The sequence below is a fragment of the Isoptericola sp. MSGPD8_1_ISO-PGPR-S23-394 genome, from assembly GCF_058072785.1.
In genome coordinates this window covers 2,644,224-2,668,341 of the sequence record NZ_CM176517.1, presented here as the reverse complement: position 1 = coordinate 2,668,341, position 24,118 = coordinate 2,644,224, and the positions used below count along the sequence as shown (strand labels likewise).

Annotated in this window: 25 protein-coding genes; 21 read left to right on the top strand and 4 right to left on the bottom strand. The window is 73.5% G+C overall.

The window, feature by feature from the left end; genetic code table 11:
* Positions 1–11 precede the first annotated feature (11 nt).
* The 7 genes from typA to AC3RJ8_RS12305 all read left to right on the top strand — a co-directional run bounded on the left by typA (position 12) and on the right by AC3RJ8_RS12305 (position 8,451).
* Complete coding sequence (gene typA, locus AC3RJ8_RS12335) at positions 12–1,922, top strand: translational GTPase TypA (protein ID WP_489712902.1); 1,911 nt, start codon at positions 12–14, stop codon at positions 1,920–1,922.
* 5 nt (positions 1,923–1,927) lie between these two features.
* Positions 1,928–3,001 (top strand): PIG-L family deacetylase, encoded by a 1,074-nt coding sequence (locus AC3RJ8_RS12330; RefSeq protein ID WP_489712901.1) that lies wholly within the window; start codon positions 1,928–1,930, stop codon positions 2,999–3,001.
* On the top strand, positions 2,998–3,507 hold the full coding sequence (locus AC3RJ8_RS12325) for a DUF6113 family protein (protein WP_489712900.1): 510 nt from the start codon (positions 2,998–3,000) through the stop codon (positions 3,505–3,507). Before AC3RJ8_RS12330 ends, AC3RJ8_RS12325 begins: the two co-directional genes overlap by 4 nt.
* Positions 3,508–3,612: 105 nt before the next feature.
* On the top strand, positions 3,613–5,622 hold the full coding sequence (locus AC3RJ8_RS12320; protein ID WP_489712899.1) for a VanW family protein: 2,010 nt from the start codon (positions 3,613–3,615) through the stop codon (positions 5,620–5,622).
* Positions 5,622–6,512, top strand: a complete 891-nt coding sequence (locus AC3RJ8_RS12315) for a hypothetical protein (RefSeq protein ID WP_489712898.1) — start codon at positions 5,622–5,624, stop codon at positions 6,510–6,512. Before AC3RJ8_RS12320 ends, AC3RJ8_RS12315 begins: the two co-directional genes overlap by 1 nt.
* Entirely contained in the window at positions 6,509–7,450 is a 942-nt protein-coding gene (locus AC3RJ8_RS12310; RefSeq protein WP_489712897.1) for a prephenate dehydratase, read from the top strand. Before AC3RJ8_RS12315 ends, AC3RJ8_RS12310 begins: the two co-directional genes overlap by 4 nt.
* The gene (locus tag AC3RJ8_RS12305) at positions 7,447–8,451 is read left to right on the top strand and encodes a prephenate dehydrogenase (protein ID WP_489712896.1); all 1,005 of its coding nucleotides are present in this window, start codon (positions 7,447–7,449) and stop codon (positions 8,449–8,451) included. The genes AC3RJ8_RS12310 and AC3RJ8_RS12305 overlap by 4 nt, the downstream gene beginning before the upstream one ends.
* A gap of 7 nt (positions 8,452–8,458) precedes the next feature.
* Here AC3RJ8_RS12305 and AC3RJ8_RS12300 read toward each other — a convergent pair whose 3' ends face one another.
* Complete coding sequence (locus tag AC3RJ8_RS12300) at positions 8,459–8,755, bottom strand: DUF6725 family protein (RefSeq protein WP_489712895.1); 297 nt, start codon at positions 8,753–8,755, stop codon at positions 8,459–8,461.
* Positions 8,756–8,827: 72 nt separating this feature from the next.
* On the opposite strand from AC3RJ8_RS12300, the gene fdxA reads away from it, so the two are divergent.
* From fdxA to AC3RJ8_RS12285, 3 genes are all read left to right on the top strand, one after another.
* Positions 8,828–9,145, top strand: coding sequence for a ferredoxin (fdxA, locus tag AC3RJ8_RS12295; RefSeq protein ID WP_402464266.1), 318 nt, complete (start codon positions 8,828–8,830; stop codon positions 9,143–9,145).
* A gap of 17 nt (positions 9,146–9,162) precedes the next feature.
* Positions 9,163–10,311 (top strand): succinyldiaminopimelate transaminase, encoded by a 1,149-nt coding sequence (gene dapC / locus AC3RJ8_RS12290; RefSeq protein WP_489712894.1) that lies wholly within the window; start codon positions 9,163–9,165, stop codon positions 10,309–10,311.
* Between the two features lie 171 nt (positions 10,312–10,482).
* Entirely contained in the window at positions 10,483–11,784 is a 1,302-nt protein-coding gene (locus AC3RJ8_RS12285; protein ID WP_489712893.1) for a citrate synthase, read from the top strand.
* Between the two features lie 129 nt (positions 11,785–11,913).
* On the opposite strand, the gene AC3RJ8_RS12280 is transcribed toward AC3RJ8_RS12285, so the two are convergent.
* Both AC3RJ8_RS12280 and dapD read right to left on the bottom strand, forming a co-directional pair.
* Entirely contained in the window at positions 11,914–12,819 is a 906-nt protein-coding gene (locus AC3RJ8_RS12280) for a hypothetical protein (RefSeq protein ID WP_489712892.1), read from the bottom strand.
* Positions 12,819–13,784 carry a 2,3,4,5-tetrahydropyridine-2,6-dicarboxylate N-succinyltransferase gene (dapD, locus tag AC3RJ8_RS12275; protein ID WP_489712891.1) on the bottom strand — a complete coding sequence of 322 codons (966 nt, stop codon included), beginning with the start codon at positions 13,782–13,784 and terminating at the stop codon, positions 12,819–12,821. The genes AC3RJ8_RS12280 and dapD overlap by 1 nt, the downstream gene beginning before the upstream one ends.
* Positions 13,785–13,855: 71 nt before the next feature.
* Between dapD and dapE the strand changes: the two genes are divergently transcribed.
* The 4 genes from dapE to AC3RJ8_RS12255 all read left to right on the top strand — a co-directional run bounded on the left by dapE (position 13,856) and on the right by AC3RJ8_RS12255 (position 17,040).
* Positions 13,856–14,980, top strand: a complete 1,125-nt coding sequence (dapE, locus tag AC3RJ8_RS12270) for a succinyl-diaminopimelate desuccinylase (protein ID WP_489715633.1) — start codon at positions 13,856–13,858, stop codon at positions 14,978–14,980.
* Between the two features lie 10 nt (positions 14,981–14,990).
* Positions 14,991–15,770 carry an LOG family protein gene (locus AC3RJ8_RS12265; protein WP_489712890.1) on the top strand — a complete coding sequence of 260 codons (780 nt, stop codon included), beginning with the start codon at positions 14,991–14,993 and terminating at the stop codon, positions 15,768–15,770.
* The gene (folP, locus tag AC3RJ8_RS12260) at positions 15,770–16,723 is read left to right on the top strand and encodes a dihydropteroate synthase (protein ID WP_489715632.1); all 954 of its coding nucleotides are present in this window, start codon (positions 15,770–15,772) and stop codon (positions 16,721–16,723) included. The genes AC3RJ8_RS12265 and folP overlap by 1 nt, the downstream gene beginning before the upstream one ends.
* A gap of 149 nt (positions 16,724–16,872) precedes the next feature.
* Complete coding sequence (locus tag AC3RJ8_RS12255) at positions 16,873–17,040, top strand: DUF3117 domain-containing protein (protein WP_106266794.1); 168 nt, start codon at positions 16,873–16,875, stop codon at positions 17,038–17,040.
* 120 nt (positions 17,041–17,160) lie between these two features.
* Here the strand turns inward: AC3RJ8_RS12255 and AC3RJ8_RS12250 are convergent, their stop codons facing one another.
* Positions 17,161–17,811 (bottom strand): O-methyltransferase, encoded by a 651-nt coding sequence (locus AC3RJ8_RS12250; protein ID WP_489715631.1) that lies wholly within the window; start codon positions 17,809–17,811, stop codon positions 17,161–17,163.
* Positions 17,812–17,894: 83 nt separating this feature from the next.
* Between AC3RJ8_RS12250 and sigE the strand changes: the two genes are divergently transcribed.
* From sigE to AC3RJ8_RS12215, 7 genes are all read left to right on the top strand, one after another.
* Positions 17,895–18,467: an RNA polymerase sigma factor SigE gene (sigE, locus tag AC3RJ8_RS12245; RefSeq protein WP_489712889.1), complete on the top strand. Its 573-nt coding sequence runs from the start codon at positions 17,895–17,897 to the stop codon at positions 18,465–18,467.
* Positions 18,464–19,351: an anti-sigma factor family protein gene (locus AC3RJ8_RS12240; protein WP_489712888.1), complete on the top strand. Its 888-nt coding sequence runs from the start codon at positions 18,464–18,466 to the stop codon at positions 19,349–19,351. Before sigE ends, AC3RJ8_RS12240 begins: the two co-directional genes overlap by 4 nt.
* Before the next feature lie 203 nt (positions 19,352–19,554).
* Positions 19,555–20,733, top strand: a complete 1,179-nt coding sequence (locus AC3RJ8_RS12235; RefSeq protein WP_489712887.1) for a S1C family serine protease — start codon at positions 19,555–19,557, stop codon at positions 20,731–20,733.
* A 42-nt stretch (positions 20,734–20,775) separates the two neighbouring features.
* Complete coding sequence (locus tag AC3RJ8_RS12230) at positions 20,776–21,159, top strand: twin-arginine translocase TatA/TatE family subunit (RefSeq protein ID WP_489712886.1); 384 nt, start codon at positions 20,776–20,778, stop codon at positions 21,157–21,159.
* Positions 21,160–21,224: 65 nt separating this feature from the next.
* Positions 21,225–22,274 carry a tryptophan--tRNA ligase gene (gene trpS, locus AC3RJ8_RS12225; RefSeq protein ID WP_489712885.1) on the top strand — a complete coding sequence of 350 codons (1,050 nt, stop codon included), beginning with the start codon at positions 21,225–21,227 and terminating at the stop codon, positions 22,272–22,274.
* A complete protein-coding gene (locus AC3RJ8_RS12220; RefSeq protein ID WP_489712884.1) occupies positions 22,271–22,831 on the top strand; it encodes a 2'-5' RNA ligase family protein in 561 nt (186 codons plus the stop codon). The genes trpS and AC3RJ8_RS12220 overlap by 4 nt, the downstream gene beginning before the upstream one ends.
* Positions 22,832–22,898: 67 nt before the next feature.
* Positions 22,899–23,939 (top strand): YihY/virulence factor BrkB family protein, encoded by a 1,041-nt coding sequence (locus tag AC3RJ8_RS12215; protein WP_489712883.1) that lies wholly within the window; start codon positions 22,899–22,901, stop codon positions 23,937–23,939.
* Positions 23,940–24,118 lie beyond the last annotated feature (179 nt).

Below are 24,118 nucleotides of genomic sequence, written 5' to 3'. Positions count from 1 at the left end.
GAGAACCGTAGATGTCTGTGCGCTCCGACCTGCGCAACGTGGCGATCGTCGCCCACGTCGACCACGGCAAGACCACCCTGGTCGACGCCATGCTGCGGCAGGCCGGTGCCTTCGCCGCGCACCAGCAGGTGGACGACCGCGTCATGGACTCCGGCGACCTGGAGCGTGAGAAGGGCATCACGATCCTCGCCAAGAACACCGCGATCCGCTACGCCGGTCCGGCGGCCGCCGACGCGGGCGAGCCGGAGGGCATCACGATCAACGTGATCGACACCCCCGGTCACGCCGACTTCGGTGGCGAGGTGGAGCGCGGGCTGTCCATGGTCGACGGCGTCGTCCTGCTCGTGGACGCCTCGGAGGGCCCGCTGCCGCAGACGCGCTTCGTGCTGCGCAAGGCGCTGGCCGCCAAGCTGCCGGTCATCGTCGTGGTCAACAAGGTCGACCGCCCGGACTCGCGGATCACCGAGGTCGTCGCGGAGACGACCGACCTGCTCCTCGGTCTGGCCAGCGACCTGTCCGACGAGGTGCCGGACCTCGACGTCGACGCGGTCCTCGACGTGCCCGTGGTCTACGCGTCGGCCAAGGCCGGCCGCGCCTCCACGGAGCAGCCCGGCGATGGCGAGCTGCCCGCCAACGAGGACCTCGAGCCGCTGTTCTCGACCATCCTGCAGACCATCCCGGCGCCCACCTACGACGACTCGATGCCGCTGCAGGCGCACGTCACCAACCTCGACGCCTCGCCGTTCCTGGGGCGTCTCGCCCTGCTGCGCGTCTTCAACGGCACGCTGCGCAAGGGGCAGACGGTCGCGTGGGCGCGGCACGACGGCACGCTGGGCCAGGTGCGGATCACCGAGCTGCTGCGTACCGAGGCCCTCACCCGGGTCCCGGCCGAGTCGGCCGGTCCGGGCGACATCGTGGCGGTGGCGGGGATCTCCGACATCATGATCGGCGAGACACTCACCGACTCGGACGACCCGCGTCCGCTGCCCCTCATCACCGTCGACGACCCGGCGATCTCGATGACGATCGGCATCAACACCTCGCCGCTGGCGGGCAAGGGCGGCAAGGGCCACAAGGTCACGGCCCGTCAGGTCAAGGACCGTCTCGACGCCGAGCTCGTCGGCAACGTGTCGCTGCGCGTGCTGCCCACCGACCGTCCCGACGCCTGGGAGGTCCAGGGCCGCGGCGAGCTGGCGCTGGCGATCCTCGTCGAGCAGATGCGCCGGGAGGGCTTCGAGCTCACGGTCGGCAAGCCGCAGGTCGTCACCAAGCAGATCGACGGCAAGACGTGCGAGCCGATGGAGCGCATGACGATCGACGTGCCGGAAGAGTACCTCGGGGCCGTCACCCAGCTCCTGGCCGCCCGCAAGGGGCGCATGGAGACGATGGCGAACCACGGCACCGGCTGGGTGCGCATGGAGTTCGTGGTCCCGGCCCGGGGTCTCATCGGGTTCCGCACCCGGTTCCTCACCGACACGCGCGGCACCGGCATCGCGTCCTCGTACGCGGAGGGCTACGAGCCGTGGCACGGCCCGATCGAGTCCCGCTCGACGGGCTCGCTGGTCGCCGACCGCGCCGGCGTGGTGACCCCGTTCGCCATGATCAACCTGCAGGAGCGCGGGACCTTCTTCGTGGACCCCACCCAGGAGGTCTACGAGGGCATGATCGTGGGCGAGAACTCGCGCAACGAGGACATGGACGTCAACATCACCAAGGAGAAGAAGCTGACGAACATGCGGTCCTCGACCGCCGACAGCTTCGAGAACCTCGTGCCGCCGAAGAAGCTCACGCTCGAGGAGTCCCTGGAGTTCACGGCCGAGGACGAGTGCGTCGAGATCACCCCGGAGATCGTCCGGATCCGCAAGGTGAACCTCGACGCCACGGCGCGCGCACGGGCGACGGCGCGGGCCAAGCGCGGCTGATCCCGGTGGTCCCGACGGGCACGGCGCCCCCGCGGGCTGCCGTCCCGGCGGGCCCGGTCCGCCCGCACGGCACCCTCCTGGCGGTCCACGCGCACCCGGACGACGAGTCCCTCGCGACCGGGGCGCTCCTGGCCACCTGGGCAGCGACGGCGCCCGTGACCCTGGTGACCTGCACGCGGGGCGAGCGCGGCGAGGTGATCGACACCCCGTCGCACCCCACCGGTCTCGCCCGGCTGGAGGGGGACGGACCGGCTCTGGCCGCGCACCGCGAACGTGAGCTGGCGGCGGCGCTGGAGGCCCTCGGCGTCCGCGACCACCTGTTCCTCGACCGTTGTGGGTATGAGATCGACCAGGCTGAACACGTGCAGTCTGGAGATCTCCCACCCACAGCGGCCGGGGGAGGGCAGAGACGCTTCGAGGACTCGGGGATGGCCTGGGTCCGTCCCGGCATCGCCGGTCCGGCACCGGACTCCGGTCCGACGGCGTTCGCCCGGGTCCCGCTCGACGACGCGGCCGCACGCCTCGCCGGCGTCGTCCGTTCCCGCCGACCGGCCGTCGTCGTGACCTACGAGGCCGGTGGCGGGTACGGCCACCCCGACCACGTGCGCGCGCACCAGGTGACCGTCCGGGCACTGGAGCTCGCGGCCGACCCCGCGGCCGCCGTCGTCGGCACGCCATGGGCCGTCCCGGAACGCTGGGAGGTCGTCGAGCCGGCGGAGGTCGTGCGGTCCGCCCGCCGCGCCCTCGGCGACGACGCCGCGGTAGGCCGGCTCGTCGACGCGCACGGGCTGGCCCTGGCGGACCCGGACGGCACCCTGCCGCCGGTCGCGGTGGCGGAGCCGGAGCTCGAGCGGTCCGGCCGCGTCACGGTCGACGTCGCGCCGGTGCTCGACCAGGTCCTCGCCGCCCTCGCCGCGCACGCCACACAGGTCCAGCACGCCGGTCGGACGACCGTCGCGGACCGGCACGTGCTGGCCCGCTACGCCCTGAGCAACGGCGTGCTCGCGCCCCTCCTGGCGACCGCGCACCTGCGCCGGGCGCCGATGGCCGGGACGACGCCGGTAGGCTCGGCCCGGTGAGCTCGCCCGCCCCGTACGACGTGTCGTCCGCCCCGCACCACGCGTCCGTCGCGCCCACGACCCGGCGACGGTCCCTGCTGGGCCGCGCCGTGCTGGCGCTGCTGCTCGGCGGCACGGTCGGGGTGATCGGAACCGTGGCGCACCGCGCGGTGTGGGCAGGGCTGCCGACCGGCCTGCTGATGGCACTCGTGCTGACGCTGTCCACGGCGGTGCTGTGCCGGGCATGGTCCGGGACGGTGACGCTCCTCGCGGCCGGCGCGGGGTGGCTCGTCGCCGTCCAGGTGCTCGCGGCGACCGGTCCCGGAGGCGACGTGCTCGTGCCGGCGCAGACCGTCGGCTACGTCTGGACCTACGGCGGTCTCGTCCTGGTCGCCGCGACCGCGTTCCTGCCGCGCACCTGGTTCGTCGACGACGTCGTCGCCGAGGAGGTCGTCGCGGACACGGCCGTCGCTCACGAAGCCGTCGATGTCGAGGGCGGGGACGGCGGCGACGGACGGCAGCCGTGACGACCAGGCGCGCCGAGTAGGATTCGATCTCGCGCGGTGCTGCCGCGTCCAGACCTGACCCGGGGGGCACGGTTGGCCCCCACGAGACCAGCACGGAGCGTGTCGATGGGCAAGCCGGCCGAGAACGACGAGAACGCGCCCGCGCAGGGCGGCTCTGCGTCACCGGAGGCACCGCACGCGCCCGTGCCCCCCTCTGCACCCGACGAGCCCGACGTCCCCTACCAGCCGACGGTGCGCGCCTACGAGCAGCGGCGCGCCGCAGCGGCGGCGGGGCGGTCCCCGTCGGGAGCGTCGTCCGCGCCGCCCACCGAGGCGATCCCGTCGGTCACCGGGTCCGCGACGGCGCCGGACGCGTCCACGACGCCGGGGGAGGGATCGCCTCCCACGGGCGGTACCCCGCTCGACGGGCTGCAGGGCGACGGGGCACCGAGCCGCTGGCCGAAGGTGCTCCTCGGCGTCGGCGCCGGCGTCGTCGTGCTGGGCGGTCTCTACGTCGGGGCGCAGTGGTTCGTGGCCGACTCCGTGCCGTCGGGTACCACCGTGGCCGGGGTGGACATCGGCGGGCTCGACGCGGCCGACGCGGTGGCGGCGCTCGACGACGGTCTCGGTCCGCGGGCGGCGGAACCGGTCACGGTGCAGGCCGGCGACGTCTCGAGCACCCTGGACCCGGCCGAGGCGGGCCTGACCCTCGACGCGCAGGCCACCGTGGACGAGCTCACCGGGTTCTCCCTGAGCCCGGTCCGGCTCGTCGAGCACGTCGCGGGCGCGGGGGAGGTCGCCCCGGAGATCGACGTCGACCGCGCCGCGCTCACTGCGGCCGTGTCGTCCGTCGCGGAGTCGCTCGCCACGGAGCCGGTGGACGGCACCGTGCGGTTCGCCGACGGCGAGCCCGCCGCCACCGAGGCGGTCGACGGGACCGAGGTCGTCGTCGACGCCGCCGAGGACGAGGTGGTCGCGTCGTGGCTCGTCACCACCGGCCCCGTGAACCTGCCGACCGAGCCCGTGCCCCCGCAGATCGACCAGGACGCCACGGACGCGGCCCTCGCCGTCGCCGAGGAGATCGTGTCCGGCCCGGTGACCGTGGCCGTCGACGACCAGAACCCGGAGCTGCCCGCCCGGGTCCTCGCACGCTCGACCGCGTTCGTCCCCGAGGACGGCGCCCTGCGTGCCGAGCTCGACGGCGACCGGCTGACCAGCGCGCTCATCGACCGCACCGACGACCTGCTGAGCGAGCCGAACGACGCCCGCTTCGAGTTCTCCGGCGGCGAGCCCACCATCGTCGGTGGCGAGACGGGCACCACCCTCGACCCCGAGGCGGTGGCCTCGGCCGTCGGCGAGGCGGCGCAGGGCGAGGAGCGGCAGGCGAGCGTGGAGCTCGTCGAGGAGGACCCTGAGGACTCGGTCGCCTCGCTCGAGGAGCTGGGCGTCAAGGAGGTCGTCTCGGAGTTCTCCACCCCCCTGACCAGCGAGCCCGTCCGGACCAAGAACCTGGTCCGCGGGGCGGAGCTCGTCAACGAGACGCTGGTCAAGCCCGGGGAGACGTTCTCCCTGATCGACACGCTCTCCCCGATCGACACCTCGAACGGGTTCTACGCGGCGGGAGTGGTGAGCAACGGCGTGCACGTGGACGCCGTCGGCGGCGGGCTGTCGCAGATGGCCACCACGACCTACAACGCGGGCTTCTTCGCCGGGTACGACGACGTGGAGCACCGCCAGCACAGCTACTGGTTCAGCCGGTACCCGGCGGGCCGCGAGGCCACGATCTACGTCGGCGCGATCGACATGAAGTTCAAGAACGACACCCCGTACGGCGCGCTCATGCAGAGCTACGTCTCCGGCGGCCGGCTCCACGTGAAGATCTGGTCGACGGAGCACTACGACGTCGAGGAGTCGAGCTCGGGCAAGCAGGACGTCGTGCCCGTCAAGACGGTCGACAAGTCGGGCAGCCCCGACTGCGAGCCGTACGGCGGCGGGCAGGCAGGGTTCGCGATCACCGTCTACCGCAAGGTGTACCTGGACGGCGAGCTCGTCAAGGACGAGTCGGACTTCTGGCGGTACAAGCCGGACGACGCCGTGAGCTGCACGGCGCCGAAGGACGACAAGGAGGACGACTGATGCTCGGCCGCACCACCCGCGAGTCGTCGGCCCACGCCGCGCTCGCCGCCCACGAGGCCGGCTGGTCGGGCGTCGCCGTCGGCTCCACCGTGACGTCCGTCGTCCGGGACGAGTCCGGCGAGCTGCTGGACCTGGGCACGACGACCCAGGCTCTCGACACGGTCGCGAGCATCGACGACCTCGCGGCCGTCGTCCACCTGGGACACCCCGAGCAGCCCTCGCCGGAGCTCGAGCAGGCGCTCCTCGCGGGCGACCCGGCCCTGCTGGTCACGGCCGCCACCACGGTCCGCCCGCAGTGGGTCTGGGTGGCCCCGCCCGGCGGCGTGGGCGGGCAGGTCGTGGTCGACGAGTCGGGCATGCGGGACTGCGCCGATGCGCTGCGGGCGATGGGCGTGAGCCCGCGGCTCGTCCCGACGGCCACGCCCGTGGCCGAGCGCGCCGCCCTGGCCGGTGAGCACGGGTCGCTGGTCGTCGAGCGGCCCCGCGTCCCGGCGGGCTGGGTGGAGGTGCCCGGCAGCGAGCGGGTCGCCGCCCAGGGACCGGTCTGGTACGGGCTGCTGCAGGCCTCCCCGACCCGGCCCCGGTTCGACGGCGCCGCCCAGGTGTGGCTCGCGTTCGGGCCGTCGGACGACCACCGCGGCTCCCTGCGCCAGACGCTGGGTGTCCTGGCCGAGGCGGGCGTGGACCTGCAGCACCTGCGCAGCCGTCCCTCCGCCGACGGTCCGCACGTCTTCCTCACCTCGTTCCGCTGCCCGGAGACGGCCGTGCTGGACGCCCTGGTGGCCGAGCTCGACGCCCGGTCGGTCGCGCACCGCACCCTGGCGGTGCTCCCTGGCGAACGGTTCGAGCCGGGACCACGCAGCCTGCGTCCCCGGTGGGCGGGCGAGTGAGGGTCGCCTACCTGGGGCCCGAGGGCACCTTCACGCACCAGGCGGTCCGCACGTGGGCGGGTCGTCTGGGCGTCGAGGCGCTCGACAGCCTGCCGTTGACGACGGTCGGCGACGTGCACGACGCGGTGTCGTCCGGCGCGGCAGAGGTGGGCGTCGTCGCGATCGAGAGCTCCGTCGAGGGCCACGTCATGCCGTCGCTGGACGTGCTGCTCGCCAGCGCGGACGTCGTCGCCGTCGACGAGGTCGTGCTCGACGTGTCGTTCGACGCGTTCGTCCGCCCGGGGCACGGCGAGCTCCGCGAGGCGACCGCGCACCCGCACGGCCTGGCCCAGTGCCGCCGCTTCGTGGCCCGGCACGGGCTGGTCGAGGTGCCGGCCGCGTCCAACGGGGCGGCCTGCCGCGACGTCGGCGAGCACCAGGTGGCGTTCGGCCCGCGGCTCTGCGGCGAGCTGTACGGGCTGGAGACGTTCGCCGAGGCCGTCGAGGACCACCCCGGCGCGCGGACGCGGTTCGCCGTCCTGGACCGCCGCGAGCGAGCCGGCGGACGGTTCGCGTCGGGTCGCGCGCACGACGACGGCACGTGGCGGACCATGGTCGCGATCACGCCCGTGGTCACCGGCCCCGGGGTGCTGGCGCGCATCACGGACGCCTTCGGTGCCCGCGGCGTGAACATGTCGAGCCTGGTCACGCGGCCGTTGAAGGCGCGCGAGGGCCAGTACGTGTTCGTCGTGACGCTCGACGCGGCGCCCTGGGAGCCGGAGGTGCGCGAGCTGTTCGGCGACCTGCTGGCCGCCGGTGACGCCCTGAAGGTGCTGGGGGCGTACCCGGCGGCACCGGGCGAGGGCGGGCTGGACGGCCGGCTCGCCGACCACGCCCCGGCCGGCAGCGTGCGCGCCGACGACCCGGCCGCCGTCGTCGAGGAGGGGTTGCTGTGGTGAGCGCCGTGGGCGTCACGCCCGGACCGGTCGCCGTCGTCGGGCTCGGTCTCATCGGCGGGTCCCTGGCGCGGCTGCTGGCGGCGCGCGACGTCGACGTGGTGGCCACGGACGTCTCGCCCGCCACGCGTGCGGCCGCGCGCCGGGCGGGCCTGGCCGTCGCCGACGACGTCGCCGCGTGCGTGGCCGACGCCGCGCTCGTCGTGCTGGCGACGCCGCTGCGGGCGATGGCCGCGGTGGCGGCCGACGTGGCGGCGCACGCTCCCGCGGCCGCCACCGTCACCGACGTGGGCAGCGTCAAGGGCCCGGTCCGGGCGGAGATGGCCGCCGCGGGCCTGGCCGGACGCTACGTCGGCGCGCACCCCATGTCGGGGACGGAGCACAGCGGGTTCGACGCGTCCGACGCCGGGCTGCTCGACGGTGTGCGGTGGGCCGTGACCGTCGACGACGGGACGGACCCCGGCCGGTTGGCGACGGTCCTCGACCTGGTGACCGGCTCGTGCGCCGGCACGGCCGCGGTGCTCGTCGACGACGTGCACGACGAGGCCGCGGCGCTCGTCAGCCACGTGCCGCACGTGCTCGCGACGCAGCTCCTCAACGCCGTCGCCGGCGCGCCGGTGCGGGACGTGGCGCTCGGGCTGGCGGCGGGGAGCTTCCGCGACGGGACGCGGGTGGCCCTGACGGACCCGGCGCGAACCGAGGCGATGGTCTCCCAGAACGCCGCCTGGGTGGCACCGGCGCTGCGCAAGGTGGTGCGTGACCTCGAGCTGGTCGTGGCCTCGCTGGAGAGCAACGGGTCGGCCCACGCGTTCTTCCACGCGGCCGACGGCGTGCGGCAGGACGGCCGCGTCCCGCGCCGTGACGGTGCCGGAGACGACCAGGCTGTCGAGCGCGTCCCGCTGGCTCCGGGGTGGCCGGCGGTGCTGGTCGAGCGCTGCACGGGCGGCGCCGTCGTCGTCAGGCTGACGTCCACCGACGCCGAGGTCGTGCCCGCGCTCGCGTAGTCCGCGGTCAGCGTGCCCGCGGGGTCCGTCGCTCCGGGCGGGGCGGCAGGGGCCGGGCGGCTGCGACGTCGTCGGCGGCCACCCGGACCTCGGTCCCCGCCCCGGGCGTGTCGCGCCGGGCGGGGTCGCGGCGCAGCGTGACGCCGGCGCCGTCCACCGCGACGACGACGCCGATGACGTCGGTCCAGCGTCGCCCGGTCGCGGCGGCCTCCGTGGGGCTGAGGCGACGGCGGACCACGGCCCGGGTACCGACGGGCCAGTCTCGCCAGTCGGACGATCCAGGGAGCGCATGCCGGTCAGTCACGTGAGCGATACTAGAGTGCCCCCAGTACCACCCCGGAGCTCGCTCCATCCCCGTCACCGAAAGGGAACTGCAGTGACCTACGTGATCGCTCAGCCGTGCGTCGACGTCAAGGACAGGGCGTGCATCGAGGAGTGTCCCGTGGACTGCATCTACGAGGGTTCCCGCTCCCTGTACATCCACCCGGACGAGTGCGTCGACTGCGGCGCCTGCGAGCCGGTGTGCCCCGTCGAGGCGATCTACTACGAGGACGACGTCCCCGAGGAGTGGAAGGACTACTACCGCGCGAACGTCGAGTTCTTCGACGACCTGGGCTCGCCCGGGGGCGCGGCGAAGATGGGGGTCATCGAGAAGGACGACCCGATGATCGCCGGCCTGCCCCCGCAGGCCTGAGCACCCTCGTCGCACGTATGGGACTCGCTGACCTCAGGTCCCTCGCCTACCCGTGGGACACGATGGACGACGTCCGCGCGACGGCGGCCGCCCACCCGGGCGGGATGGTCGACCTCTCGGTCGGCACCCCCGTCGACCCGACCCCGGAGGTCGTCCGCGGTGCCCTCGCCGGCGCCGCGGACGCCCCCGGGTACCCGGCGACGTACGGCACTCCCGCCCTGCGCGAGGCCGTCGCCTCCTGGTTCGCACGGCGCCGGGGCGTGCCGTCGCTGGACCCTGCCGGCGTCATGCCCACCGTCGGCTCCAAGGAGCTGGTGGGCCTCCTGCCGAGCCTGCTGCGGCTCGGCGCGGGCGACGTCGTCGTGCACCCCGCGACCGCGTACCCGACCTACGACGTCGGTGCGCGGCTCGCTGGCGCCACCGCGCTGCCGGCCGACGACGTCGCCACGTGGGCCGGGCGCGGCGACGTGCGCCTGGTGTGGGTCAACTCGCCGTCCAACCCCACCGGCGCGGTGGCCGACGTCGAGCACCTGCGTGCCGTCGTGGACGCCGCTCGCGACATCGGTGCCGTCGTCGTGAGCGACGAGTGCTACGCCGAGCTGCCCTGGGAGCCGCGGTGGGTCGGCGCCGGGGGCACCAGCCGGGTGCCCAGCCTGCTCGACGCGCGGGTGTGCGGCGGCTCCCACGACGGTCTGCTCGTGGCGTACTCGCTGTCGAAGCAGTCGAACGTCGCCGGGTACCGGGCGGCGTTCGTCGCCGGCGACCCGGCGCTGGTGGCCGACCTGGTCGCCACCCGCAAGCACCTCGGCATGATCGTCCCGGCGCCCGTCCAGGCGGCGATGATCGCCGCCCTGGGTGACGATGAGCACGTGGCGGCGCAGCGCGCACGGTACGGCCGCCGCCGTGCGGCCCTCCTCCCGGCGCTGCGGGAGGCAGGGTTCGTCGTCGACGACTCGCAGGCCGGGCTCTACCTCTGGACGCGCTCGGGCGACGACGCCGCAGTTCCGACGGCGTCACGCGAGCTGGCCCGCTGGTTCGCCGGGCGCGGGGTGCTCGTCGGGCCGGGGGAGTTCTACGGAGCGGCGGGCGCCCGGCACGTCCGGGTGGCGCTGACGGCCAGCGACGGCGACGTCTCGACTGCTGTGGCACGCATCACATCACCTTGACGCAGGGATTGGAACCGCATGGGATCGGGAGGGTAGTTTTATCCGCAGGCCGAGGCTGCCCTGCGGAGACGCCCTCAGGTGGTCCCGTGCGGTAGTCCATGACATTGCCATGAGTTCACGTGTCCCGGGCCCCGACGACGGGGTCGCGGTGGCCCGTCAGGGAAGGAAGACATGACGTCCACCCAGCAGACCCCCACGGTCGAGCTCACCGTCGACGGCCAGGCGCGTACCCTGCCCGTGGTGCCGGCCACCGAGGGGAACGACGGCATCGTCGTCTCGTCCCTGCTCAAGGAGACGGGGATGGTCACGGTCGACCCCGGCTTCACGAACACCGCGTCCTGCGAGTCGACGATCACGTACATCGACGGCGACCAGGGCATCCTGCGCTACCGCGGGTACCCGATCGAGCAGCTCGCGGACAGCTCGTCGTTCCTCGAGGTGTCCTACCTGCTCATCCACGGCGAGCTGCCCTCGGCCGAGCAGCTCGAGGCGTTCACCGACCGCATCAACCGGCACACCCTCGTGCCGGAGGCGTTCCGCACCTTCCTCGGCACCTTCCCGCGGGGCGGGCACCCGATGGCGATCATGGCCTCGGCCGTCAACGCGCTCGCCACGTACTACCCCGAGTCGCTGGACCCGCACGACGACGAGGCGGTCGAGCTGGCCACCGTGCTCATCCTCGCCAAGATCCGCACGATCACCTCGTACGTGCACCGTTCGATGCGCGACGAGCCGCTGCTCTACCCGGACGCGGCGCGCGGCTACGTCGACGACTTCCTGCGCATGACGTTCGCACGCCCCTACGAGGAGTGGGAGGCGAACCCGACGGTCGTCTCGGCGATGGACAAGCTGCTCATCCTGCACGCCGACCATGAGCAGAACTGCTCCACGTCGACGGTCCGGATCGTGGGCTCGTCGAACGCGACGCTGTACGCCTCGGTGTCGGCGGGGATCAACGCGCTGTCCGGGCCGTCGCACGGCGGGGCCAACGAGGCCGTGCTGCTCATGCTCGAGAAGATCCGCTCCGGCGACGACTCCGTCGAGACCTTCATGAAGAAGGTCAAGAACAAGGAGGACGGCGTCCGGCTGATGGGCTTCGGCCACCGCGTCTACAAGAGCTACGACCCGCGGGCCGCCATCGTCAAGAAGCACGCCGACGCGGTGCTCGACGAGCTGGGCGCGAAGGACGAGCTGCTGGACATCGCCCGTGGCCTCGAGGAGATCGCGCTGAGCGACGACTACTTCGTCGAGCGCAAGCTCTACCCGAACGTCGACTTCTACACCGGGCTCATCTACCAGGCCATGGGCTTCTCCCCGGCGATGTTCACGCCGCTGTTCACGCTGGGCCGCATGCCCGGCTGGATCGCCCAGTGGCGCGAGATGTCCAAGGACCCGCAGACGAAGATCGGTCGCCCCCGCCAGATCTACACGGGGCCGACGGCGCGCGACTACGTCTCGTTCGAGAACCGCTGACGTAGCGCACGCCGCAGGATCGAAGCCGGGTGTCGGGCCCCGCGCCCGGTCGTCAACCCCGAAGTGGAGGGCGCGCAGCGCCCGTGAACGCGACCGGGCGCGGGGCCCGACACCCGGCGGAGCGCTACCTCACGGGGCCGGTGCGCCCACCGTGACCTGCACCGTGCCGGCCGCCGGTGCGTCGTCGGCACCGCCGTCGAGCGGTGTCCAGGCCGCCGCCTCGCGGGTCCAGACCAGGTCCCCGGCACGGACCTCGACGACGTCGGTGCGGCTCGCCGTCGCCACCGCCCAGTGGGCCACCGCCCAGACCGACCGCTCGGTGTCCTCGTAGCGCAGGACCGTCGCGTCGACGGTCGTCGCCTGCCCTGCGCCGGTCGGCCCGTCGTCGGTCAGGGCGGAGGACGGCACGCCCAGGTCGCGCGCGAGACGCTCGGCGAGGGCGACGGGCTCGTCCTCGGTGACCGCGAACAGCTCGCAGGTCACGGACCCGGGGGAGTGGCCGGTCAGGGAGGACGTCCACGCCCGGGCGAGCGTCTCGTGCTGGGCGTAGGCGTCCGGGAACGCCGAGCGCTGGACGGCCTGCGCGGCCACGGTGACCTCCAGCTGCTCCCAGCCCTCGACGTCCTCGAGCCCTGCGTAGAACGTGTTCGTGGAGTACACGGGGTCCATGATCTCGGCCGGGCTGCCCCATCCCTGGGACGGTCGCTGCTGGAACAGGCCCAACGAGTCGCGGTCGCCGTAGTCGATGTTGACCAGGCTGGACTCCTGCAGCGCGGTCGCCACCCCGATCGTGCCGGCCCGCGCCGGCAGGTCGCGCTGGATCGACGTGCCGACGACGAGGGCCGTGTTCTGCGCCTGGACCGGCGTCAGGTACCACGACGTGCCGTCGAGTGTGGCGGCGCACCGCTGCCGCGACAGCGCAGGCTCTTGTTCCGAGAGGTACCAGACCACGCCGCCCGTGGCGAGCACCCCGACCGCCACGACGGCGGCGACGGCGCCCGCCGCACCGGCGGCGGAGCGCCGTCGCCGGCCCATCAGTTGGCGTGCAGAGCGGCGTTGAGCTCCACGCCCGCGGCGCGGGACAGCACCTCGACCGCGCCCGTGCGCGAGTTGCGGCGGAACAGCAGGTTGCTGCGGCCGGACAGCTCGACGGCCTTGACCACGCGCGGCTCGCCCTCGTCGCCCATGTCGTCGAGCACGGTGACCTTGGTGCCGGCCGTGACGTACAGACCTGCCTCGACGACGCAGTCGTCGCCGAGCGCGATGCCGAGCCCGGCGTTCGCCCCGAGCAGGCACCGTTCGCCGATCGAGATGATCTCCTTGCCGCCGCCGGACAGGGTGCCCATGATCGAGGCGCCGCCGCCGACGTCGGAACCGTCACCGACCACGACCCCGGCCGAGACCCGGCCCTCGATCATCGAGGCGCCGAGCGTGCCCGCGTTGAAGTTCACGAAGCCCTCGTGCATGACGGTGGTGCCCTCGGCGAGGTGCGCGCCGAGCCGTACACGGTCGGCGTCGGCGACGCGGACGCCCGTCGGGACGACGTAGTCGACCATGCGGGGGAACTTGTCGATGCCGTACACCGTCAGCGGCCGGTCCGTCGAGGCGCGCAGGCGGAGCCGTGTCAGCTCGAAGCCCTCGACGCTGCACGGGCCGTGGGACGTCCACACGACGTTGGCGAGCTTGCCGAAGAGCCCGTCGAGGCTCAGGCCGTGCGGCGTCACGAGACGGTGCGACAGCAGGTGCAGGCGCAGGTAGGCGTCCGCGGCGTCCGCCGGCGCGGCGTCGAGGTCGATCTCGGTCCGGACCACGGACACGTCCACGCGCCGGGCGTCGTCGCGCTGGGAGAGGGCGGAGAGCTCGACGGGGACGTCGACGTCGTCGGGCGCCTGCCCGACCCGCGGCGCGGGGTACCAGACGTCGAGCGTCGTGCCGTCGTCGGCCACGGTCGCCAGGCCGAGGCCCCATGCAGGACGGGAGGAGGTGGTGGGCGTCGTCATGGCACCAGCCTATCGGCGCGAGGTGGCAGGATGAACGGGTGACCAGCCAGCAGAACCGCTTCGCTCCCGGCCTGTTCGACCCCGCGACGGTTTCCACGTCCGACCTCGTCGACGTGCTGGCCGCGGTGTGCGACATCGAGTCCGTCTCGGGTGACGAGGGGGCGCTGGCGGACGCCGTCGAGGCACTCCTGCGCGAGCAGCCGCACCTGGAGGTCACGCGCGACGGCGACGCCGTCGTCGCGCGGACCCTGCTCGGTCGGGACCGCCGGGTCGTGCTGGCGGGGCACCTCGACACCGTCCCGCTCACCGACCCGCCCAACCTGCCGACGCGGCTGGAGGGCACGGGCGACGATCGCGTCCTGTGGGGGCGCGGCACCGTGGACATGAAGGCGGGCATCGCCGTCATGCTGGCGCTCGCCGTCGAGCTGGGACGGCAGGGCCACGAGCAGAGCACCGAGCCGGTCGTGGACCTGACGTACGTCTTCTACGACCACGAGGAGGTCGAGGAGTCCAAGAGCGGGCTGGGCCGGCTGGCGCGGAACCGCCCCGAGCTGCTCGCCGGGGACTTCGCCGTCCTGGGCGAACCGACGTCCGCCGACATCGAGGGAGGTTGCCAGGGCACGATCCGGGTGGACGTGCGCACCCGCGGGGTCGCAGCCCACTCGGCGCGATCCTGGCGCGGCGAGAACGCGATCCATGCCGCGGCGCCGGTGCTGGAGCGCCTGGCCGCGTACGAGGCGGCCGAGGTCGAGGTCGACGGGCTCGTCTACCGTGAGGGCATGAACGCCGTCGGGATCCGGGGCGGCATCGCGGGCAACGTCGTGCCGGACTCCTGCACCGTGTCCGTCAACTACCGCTTCGCGCCGTCGCGGGACCTCGCCGAGGCGGAGTCCCACGTCCGGGAGCTGTTCGACGGGTACGACGTGACGGTCACGGACGCCTCGCCGGCCGCGCGCCCGGGGCTCGATGACCCGCTCGCCGCCGAGTTCGCCGCCGCCGTGCTGGCGCTCACCGGCGGGGTGCCGAAGCCCAAGTTCGGGTGGACCGACGTCGCCCGGTTCGCCGAGCTGGGCATCCCGGCGGTGAACTTCGCGCCCGGTGACCCCTCGCTCGCCCACGCCGACGACGAGCGGGTCCCGGTGCGAGAGCTCACCGTCTGCCGCGACGCGCTGCGCACCTGGCTGCGTGGTGCGTAGTGTCTGCCCCATGAGCGAGCGTACCGACGAGGGCGTCCAGCAGACTGGGCGGGGCTACCGCAAGGGACCCGTCCTGCTGCGCGGCACCGAGATCCCCGACACGACCACCGACCAGCGGCTGCTGGCGCCCGGTGACGGGAGCGACTGGGTGCACTCGGACCCGTGGCGGGTCATGCGCATCCAGGCCGAGTTCGTCGAGGGGTTCGGTGCCCTGGCCGAGGTCGGTCCCGCCGTCTCCGTCTTCGGCTCCGCCCGCACGCGCAGCGACCACCCGGACTACGACCTCGCCGTGGAGGTGGGCCGCCGGCTGGTCGACGCGGGCTACGCGGTGATCACCGGTGGCGGACCCGGCATCATGGAGGCCGCCAACAAGGGCGCCTCGGACGCCGGCGGCACGTCGATCGGGCTGGGTATCGAGCTGCCGTTCGAGCAGGGCATGAACGAGTACGTCAACCGCGGCGTGAGCTTCCGGTACTTCTTCGCCCGCAAGACGATGTTCGTCAAGTACGCCCAGGGGTTCATCGTGCTGCCCGGCGGGTTCGGGACGTTCGACGAGCTCTTCGAGGCGATCACTCTCGTCCAGACGCACAAGGTCACCGGCTTCCCCCTGGTCCTCGTCGGGACCGAGTACTGGAGCGGGCTGCTCGAGTGGGTGCGGACCGCCGTCGTCGAACGCGGGATGGTCAGCCCCACCGACCTCGAGCTGCTGCACCTGACCGACTCCGCGGACGACGCGGTGGCGTACGTCGTCGAGCGGGGCCGGGCGCTCGCCGCCGAGTTCCGCGCGTGATCCCGCCCGCCGGGGCGCCGTTGGTGCTCCGCGGCCGGGAGGTCGGGCGTGACGCCGACGGCGCCGTGCGCCCGGTGGTCATGGCCATCGTCAACCGCACCACCGACTCGTTCTACGCGCCCGCCCGGTACGCCGACGACGACGCCGCGCTCGCCGCCGCGCACCGCGCCCAGGAGGACGGGGCGGCCGTGCTCGACGTCGGTGGCGTGCGTGCCGGCGTCGGCCCCGAGGTCGGCGTCGCGGAGGAGATCGACCGGGTCGTGCCGTTCGTGGCCCGGGTGCGTGCGGAGCTGCCGGACCTGCTGATCAGCGTGGACACCTGGCGCGCGGACGTCGCCCGCGCGGCCGTCGAGGCCGGTGCCGATCTGCTCAACGACACGTGGGCCGGCCACGACCCGGAGCTCGTGGAGGTCGCGGGCCGCGCCGAGGTCGGCGTGGTCTGCTCCCACACCGGGGGTGCGGTGCCGCGCACCGACCCGTGGCGCGTGGCGTACCCGACGGCGACGGACGACCCCGGTGATCCTGCGGACGGCTCCGGGGCGCGCGACCCGCGCGACGGCGTCACGGACGACGTCGTGCGGACGTTGCGCCGCGCCGCTGCGCGAGCCGTCGCGTGCGGCGTGCCGCCGTCGTCGGTGCTGGTCGACCCGACGCACGACTTCGGCAAGAACACCTGGCACTCGCTGCACCTGCTGCGCCGCACGGAGGAGCTCGCCCGGCTCGGCCACCCGGTCCTCATGGCGCTGAGCCGCAAGGACTTCGTCGGCGAGACCCTCGGGCTCGCCCCCGACGACCGGCTGCCCGGCACGCTCGCCGCGACGGCGCTCGCGGCGTGGCACGGGGCGCGCGTGTTCCGGACCCACGACGTGGCCGCGACCCGGCAGGCGCTCGACATGGTGGCCGCCGTGCGCGACGAGGCGCCGCCGCGCGCGGCAACGCGCGGAATGGCGTGACGGGACCGCACCACGCCCGCAGTAGAATGGTGAGACACGCCTCAACCTGCGCGGCCGTGCCGGTGGCGTCGATCCGTCGCCGGGGGCGACGGGCGAGGGCTGGGGTGGTTGGGGCTAGTGAACCGGACAACGGAAATGGAGAGCCACACATGGCTGCGATGAAGCCGCGGACGGGCGACGGACCGCTCGAGGTCACCAAGGAGGGACGCGGCATCGTCATGCGGGTCCCGTTGGAGGGCGGCGGTCGCCTGGTCGTCGAGCTGAACGCGACCGAGGCCGGCGAGCTGGGCGAGGCCCTCCAGGCCGTCACCGGCTGAGTCCACCTGGGCTGAAGGCGCACGATCTCACGGGTGCGGAGCGGGATTCCTGCTCCGCACCCGTCGTGCGTGCCGGGCCGCGCGACCGGCACCGCTCGGCGGGCCGAGCGCTACCGGCCGCTACCGGCGCACGGCTAGCAGCGTCCCGGCACCCACCGGCACCATCGCGGTGGTGAGACGGTCGTCCTCGCGCACGGCGTAGGCGAGGCGGCGCACGAGCGTGGTCCCGTCGTCGTGCCGGTCCCCGTCGGTGACGCGACCCGCCGGGAGCGCGTCCACGACGACGAGCACCCCGCCGGGACGCAGGAGCCGTACCGCGGCCTCCACGTACTCCGCGTAGGCCTGGGGGTCGATGGTCACCAGCACCAGGTCGTAGGCGCCGTCCGTCAGGCGGGGCAGCACGTCCAGCGGGGGCCGCACGATCGTGCGGGTGCGGTGCGCGGGGACCCCCTCCTCAGCGTAGGCCAGCTTCGCGGCGCGCTGGTGCTCCGACTCGGGGTCGATCGTCGTGAGCACCCCGTCCGGGGCCATCCCGCGCAGCAGCCACAGCGAGGCGACGCCGCTGCCGGTCCCGATCTCGACGACGGCACGGGCACGCAGGGCCGCGGCCACCACCTGCAGCAGGGCGCCGGTGCCGGGGGAGACGGCGGGGCAGCCCAGCTCCGCGGCCCGTTCCCGGGCGCGCAGGAGCGTCACGTCCTCGGTGAGGTACGTCTCGCTGAAGGCCCAGGCGGCCGTCGGGTCGTCCTGGGCACCGACCCCGGTGGTGATGGCGGCCCCCTCGAATTGCTGCGCCCGATCGTACGTGGGAACCACCCAGGGTGCTCACACGTTCGCATGGGACGATGGCCTTGATGACCGAGAGCACCGCCCGCACCGACCCTTCCGCACCGTCCGCCGCGGAGTGGGTCCCCCCGACGTGGGACCAGATCGTGCGCGAGCACTCGGCACGCGTGTACCGCCTCGCCTACCGTCTCACGGGCGACAAGCAGGACGCGGAGGACCTGACCCAGGAGACGTTCCTGCGGGTCTTCCGGTCGCTGTCGAGCTACACGCCCGGCACGTTCGAGGGCTGGCTGCACCGCATCACCACCAACCTCTTCCTGGACCAGGTCCGGCGCAAGAAGCGCATCCGGTTCGAGGCAATGGGGGAGGACGCCTCCCGGGTCGAGGCGACCGACGACCGCGCCCGCCCGGAGCGCGGGTACGAGCACGCCCACCTCGACCACGACGTCCAGGCGGCGCTCGACGCGCTGCGTCCCGAGTACCGTGCCGCCGTCGTCCTGTGCGACATCGAGGGTCTCAGCTACGAGGAGATCGCGGTCACGCTGGGCATCAAGATCGGCACCGTCCGGTCGCGGATCCACCGGGCACGCGCCCAGCTGCGGGACGCGCTGGAGCACCGCCGCGCCGAGGTGGTGCGATGAGCGGCCACCTCGGAGACCTGGTGAGCGCGCTCGCGGACGGTCAGCTGGGGCCGGCCGAGACCGACCGCGCCCTCTGCCACGTCGCCGCGTGCCGGCTGTGCGCGGCCGAGCTCGAGGCGGCGCGGGCGTCCCGCCGTCGGCTCTCCCAGGCCTGCGACGTGACGCCGACGGCGGAGCTTACCGAACGTCTGCTCGCGCTGTCCGCGTCCATCCCGTCGGCGGAGCAGGACCCGCTGCGCGCGCCGGACCGTGACACCACCTGGCAGACGCCGGAGGCCTGGCGGACCACCCTCACCGGCGACATCGCCGGGTCGGCCCGCCGCCGCCGTCGTCGCCGGATCGCCGCGGCGGGGGTCGGGGGTGTCGGCGTGCTGGGCTGCGCGCTGTTCGTGCTCGGCCAGGCGCCCGTCGTGGCCCCCGAGACGTCGCGTGCCGCGGCGCTCAGCATGCTCGCCGGGACGGACGAGATCGCGGCGAGCGTGTCGAGCGACGTCGTGCCCGACGACTACGTCTCCCCGGGGGCGCTGCCGGACGGGTACCAGCTCACCAGCGTGCGGACCGACGGCGAGGTCGTCGAGATCGAGCTGACGGGCCCCGAGGGCACCGTGGTCGTGCGCGAACGTCCCGGGCAGCTCGGAGACCTCGGCGGGGGCGCGAGCGAGCTGGACGTCCCGGGCCGCGACGGCGTGCACGTGCTCATGCGTGACCCCTGGCACGTCGCCTGGCAGGCGGGTGACACGGTGGTCGAGGCGACCACTGACGCCCCCCAGGACGTGCTGGTCGACGTCGTGTCCGCCTTCCCCGACGCCGACTACGATGCGGGGGTCCTGCCGCGGATCACCCGTGGCTGGTCCACCGTGACAGGAGCACTCACCCGCCCATGACGCACCAGGACCCCTCGGACCTCTTCGCCACGCCCGACCCGCCGGCCCGGCGACCAGATCCTGCTCCGGCGCCCGCTCCGGCGCCACCGGCTGGTGCGCCGTACGGCGCACCGTCGCCCGCGGCGCCCCCCGCACCGTCGCCCGCGGTGCCCGGACCGTACCTTCCGGCGTCTCCGACATCGCCCGGCGCTGCGCCCGGTGCCGTGCCCCTGCCGTCGCCCTCGGCTCCGCCGTCGTCCGCGGACGGGGAGCGGCAGGCCCCTCCGGCGGCCGCCCGGGCGCGTCTGGGTGGCGGCCGCGTCGCCGGCATCCTCGTGCTCGCCCTGCTGGTCGGTCTCGTCGGCGGGTTCGCCGGCGACCGGGTCGCGGACGCGACGTCGGACGACTCGCCCGTCGCGCAGCTCCCCGCCGCCACGGGCGAGACCGATACCTCCGGGTTCGCGCGCGCGGAGGGCACGGTGGCGGCGACGGCGGCCGAGGTGCTCCCCTCCGTGGTGTCGTTCGAGGTGACCGGTGGCGACGGGAGCGCGTCGAGCGGTTCCGGCTTCGTGCTGCGGTCCGACGGCTACATCGTCACGAACGACCACGTCGTGGCCGGCGGGGCGCGCGGTGGTGACGTCGTCGTCGTCCTGTCCGACGGCAGCGAGCACGAGGCGGAGGTCGTGGGCCGGACCTCCGACTACGACCTGGCCGTCGTGCGGATCGACGTCGAGGACCTCACGCCGCTCGTGCTGGGCGACTCCGACGACGTGGTGGTCGGCGACGAGGTGCTCGCCGTCGGGGCGCCGCTCGGGCTCGACTCGACGGTCACGAGCGGGATCGTCAGCGCGCTGCACCGTCCCGTCCAGGCCGGTGACCAGGCGACGACCGCGTTCATCGACGCGATCCAGACGGACGCCGCCATCAACCCCGGCAACTCCGGCGGGCCGCTGGTCAACGCCGCCGGCGAGGTGATCGGCATCAACTCGGCCATCGCGCAGCCCCCGGGCGCTATGCAGGCCACGGGCAGCATCGGCCTCGGGTTCGCGATCCCCGCCAACCAGGTGCGCACCACGGCCGAGCAGCTCATCGCGTCGGGCGAGGCGACGTACCCGGTCATCGGCGTGCTGCTCGACACGAGCTACACCGGCGAGGGGGTCAAGGTCGCCGAGGAGCCCCAGGACGGCAACGCCCCGGTGACGGACGGCGGCCCCGCCGACCTGGCCGGCATCCGTGCGGGCGACGTCATCCTGGCGATCGACGGCCGGCCGGTGTCGCAGAGCGACGAGCTGATCGTCGCGATCCGTGCCGCGCAGCCGGGCGACGCCGTCAACCTGACCGTCCGCACCGGGGAGGACGAGCGTGACGTGCGGGTCGTGCTCCAGGAACGGTCCAGCGAGTGACCCGGTGTCGGACGACGTCCGTCGCGGGCTAGGCTGTCGGCCGTGAACTTCGTCGGGATCAACGGTGGCGAGCTGATCGTCATCGTGGTGCTCGCGCTCGTGCTCATCGGGCCCGAGCGGCTGCCGCACTACGCCGGGCAGCTCGCGGCTCTGGTGCGCCAGGGCAAGGTGGCCCTGCGCAGCGCCAAGGAGCGCATGGACCACGAGTTCGGCGACGAGCTCAGGGACGTCGACTGGCAGAAGCTCGACCCGCGCCAGTACGACCCACGACGCATCGTCAAGGAGGCCCTGCTCGACGACGAGCCGGCTCCGCGGACGACGCGGCGCACCGCGGGCTACGCCGACGCAGCGGCCCCGACAGCCGCCCCGGCAGCGGCCGACGCGTCGCCGGCGCGACCTGTTCCCTTCGACGACGAGGCGACGTGACACCGTCGCCATCGACAGCACGGGCGGTTTCCGGACCGCCCGTCCCTCCTGCCAGAATGAGCCCCATGTCCGACGTCACCCCGGGCGCGCCGACGACGCCCCGGCCCCGCATCCTGTCCGGCATGCAGCCGACCGACACCTCCCTGCACCTGGGCAACTACCTCGGTGCCCTGACCCAGTGGGTCGCGCTGCAGGACGACCACGACGCGCTGTACTGCGTCGTGGACCTGCACGCCCTGACGGTCAACCCCGACCCGGTCGCGCTGCGTGAGCGCACGCGTGCCACGGCCGCCCAGTACCTCGCGGGTGGCGTCGACCCGGAGCGCTCGACGCTCTTCGTGCAGTCGCACGTGCCGGAGCACACCGAGCTCGCCTGGCTGCTGAGCTGCCAGACCGGGTTCGGCGAGGCGAGCCGGATGACGCAGTTCAAGGACAAGTCCGCCAAGCAGGGCACCGAGGGCACGACGGTGGGCCTGTTCACCTATCCGGTGCTCATGGCGGCCGACATCCTCGTCTACGACGCCAACCTCGTCCCGGTCGGGGAGGACCAGCGTCAGCACCTCGAGCTGACGCGCGACCTCGCCGAGCGGCTCAACGGACGGTTCGGCGCCGGGACCGCCGTCGTGCCGGACCCGTACATCGTCACCGCCACGGCGAAGATCCAGGACCTGCAGAACCCGGCCGCCAAGATGTCGAAGTCCAACGCCGGCGGCAAGGGCGTCATCTGGCTGCTGGAGGACCCGAAGAAGGCCGCCAAGGCGATCAAGTCCGCGGTGACCGACGCGGACGACTCCTACGCCGTGTTCTTCGACCGGGAGAAGAAGCCGGGCATCTCCAACCTGCTGACGATCTTCTCCGCCGTCACCGGACGGACGCTCGACGACATCGCGGCCGAGTACGACGGTCGCGGCTACGGCTACCTCAAGGTCGACCTGGCGGACGCCGTCGTCGCCTTCCTCGAGCCGTTCCAGGAGCGCGCGAACACCTACCTGGCCGACCCGGCGCAGCTCGACATGGTGCTCGACGACGGCGCGGCCCGGGCCCGCGAGATCGCCGGTGGGGTCCGCGACCGGTACTTCGACCGCTTCGGCCTGCTGCCGCGAGGCGCCCGGTGAACCTCCCTCCCCGCGGTCCCGACCAGGTGCGGATCGGCATCGCCATCGCGGTGCCCGACCCGTACGCCGCCCGCCTGCAGGGAGCCCGAGCAGACGTCGGCGACCCCCTCGCCGAGGCGATCCCGCCACACATCACCGTGGTCGGTCCGACGGTGGTCGACTCCTCGCTGCTGCCGGCCGTGGGGGAGCACCTCGAGAAGATCGCCGCCGAGACGCCTCCGTTCCGGATCCACCTGCGGGGCACGGCGACCTTCCGGCCGATCTCACCGGTCGTGTTCGTGGCGCTCGCCGAGGGCATCGCCGAGTGCGAGCTCCTGGAGGAGCAGGCGCGCTCCGGTGTGCTCGCCCAGGAGCTGCGCTTCAACTACCACCCGCACGTCACGGTCGCCCACGAGGTGCCGGACGAGGCGCTGGACCGCGCGTTCCGGGACATGAGCGACTTCGAGGCGCTCTTCGACGTGACCTCGGTGTGGATGTACGAGCACGGCGACGACGGCGTGTGGCGGCCGCAGCGGTCGTTCACCCTCCGTGGGAGCCCGGCCGCCGGCCACTCCTGACCGACCCTGCCTGACCGACCTGCCTGACCGACCTGCCGACCGCGGGACGGCTCGGTAGGGTCGGGGCGTGCCCGACAGACTCGCCCGCCTCCGTGACCTGGTGGTCGGGATCGTCCAGTGGGCGTTCGACCTGCGTTCCGTCCGTGCCGTCAAGTGGTACCTGGCCCGCCGCGGGAACCTGCTCTGCGGCGGGATCGCCTACTCGGCCCTGTTCTCCCTGGGTGCGGCCCTCACGATCGGGGTCAGCGTCTTCTCGGCCACCCTCGGGAGCCGTCCGGAGCTGAAGGACCAGGTCTTCAAGGAGATCGACGCGTGGGTGCCGGGGCTGCTCAAGGAGGACCCGAGCGACCCGGACGATCCCGGCCTCGTCGATCCCGCGTCGCTCGTGCTGGACTCGGCGTGGAGCTGGACCACGGCCGTCGCCGCGGTGGTCTTCCTGTGGACGGCGATCAGCGTGATGGGTGCGCTCCGGCACTCGGTGCGCTCGATGTTCGACGCCCCGGTGGTCGGGGTGAACTTCGTCCTGTCCAAGGTGTGGCAGCTCGTCGGGTTCCTGCTCCTCGGCGTCATGCTGGTGACCACCGCCGCGGCGAGCATCGTCTCCCAGACGGTCAGGGGGCAGATCACCCGCTGGTTCGGTGACTCGATCGTGCTGGGCTGGACGCTCAGCCTGGGCTCCTATGCCGTGAGTCTTGTGCTGGACGCGGTGCTGGTCTACCTGATCGTCCGCATCGTCGCGCAGGTGCGCCCGCGCCGCACGAGGGACCTCGTCCTGGGATGTCTCGTCGCGGGCCTGGCCACGAGCGCTCTGCGCCTGGTCGGGACGTCATTGGTGTCCGCCACCGCGTCGCGGAACGCCATCCTGGCGTCGTTCGTGACGCTCGCCGCGGTGCTGGTGCTCGTCAACTTCGTCGCCCGCGTCCTGTTGCTGGTGTGCGCGTGGGTGTACGACCCTCCGCGGCTGGACGAGATCGAGCGGGCAGAGCAGGCGGTCGCCGCGATGCAGCGGGAGGCCGAGATCGAACGGCAGGTGCACCGGGGCCGCGGGAGCGGGCGCCCCTACAGCGCCGTCGTCCGCGGCGTCCGCCGTGGACTCTACGACTACTGAGGGCCGCTACCTGGCGGCGTCGTGCGCTACCTCGCGCGGTCGTGCGCTACCTGGCGCCTTCGCCGGGGCGGACGACGAAGCCCGGTGTCGAGACGATGTGCACGGTCGTCATCCCCGAAGTGGAGGGCGCGCAGCGCCCGTGAACGCGACCGTGCACATCGTCTCGACACCGGGCGTGC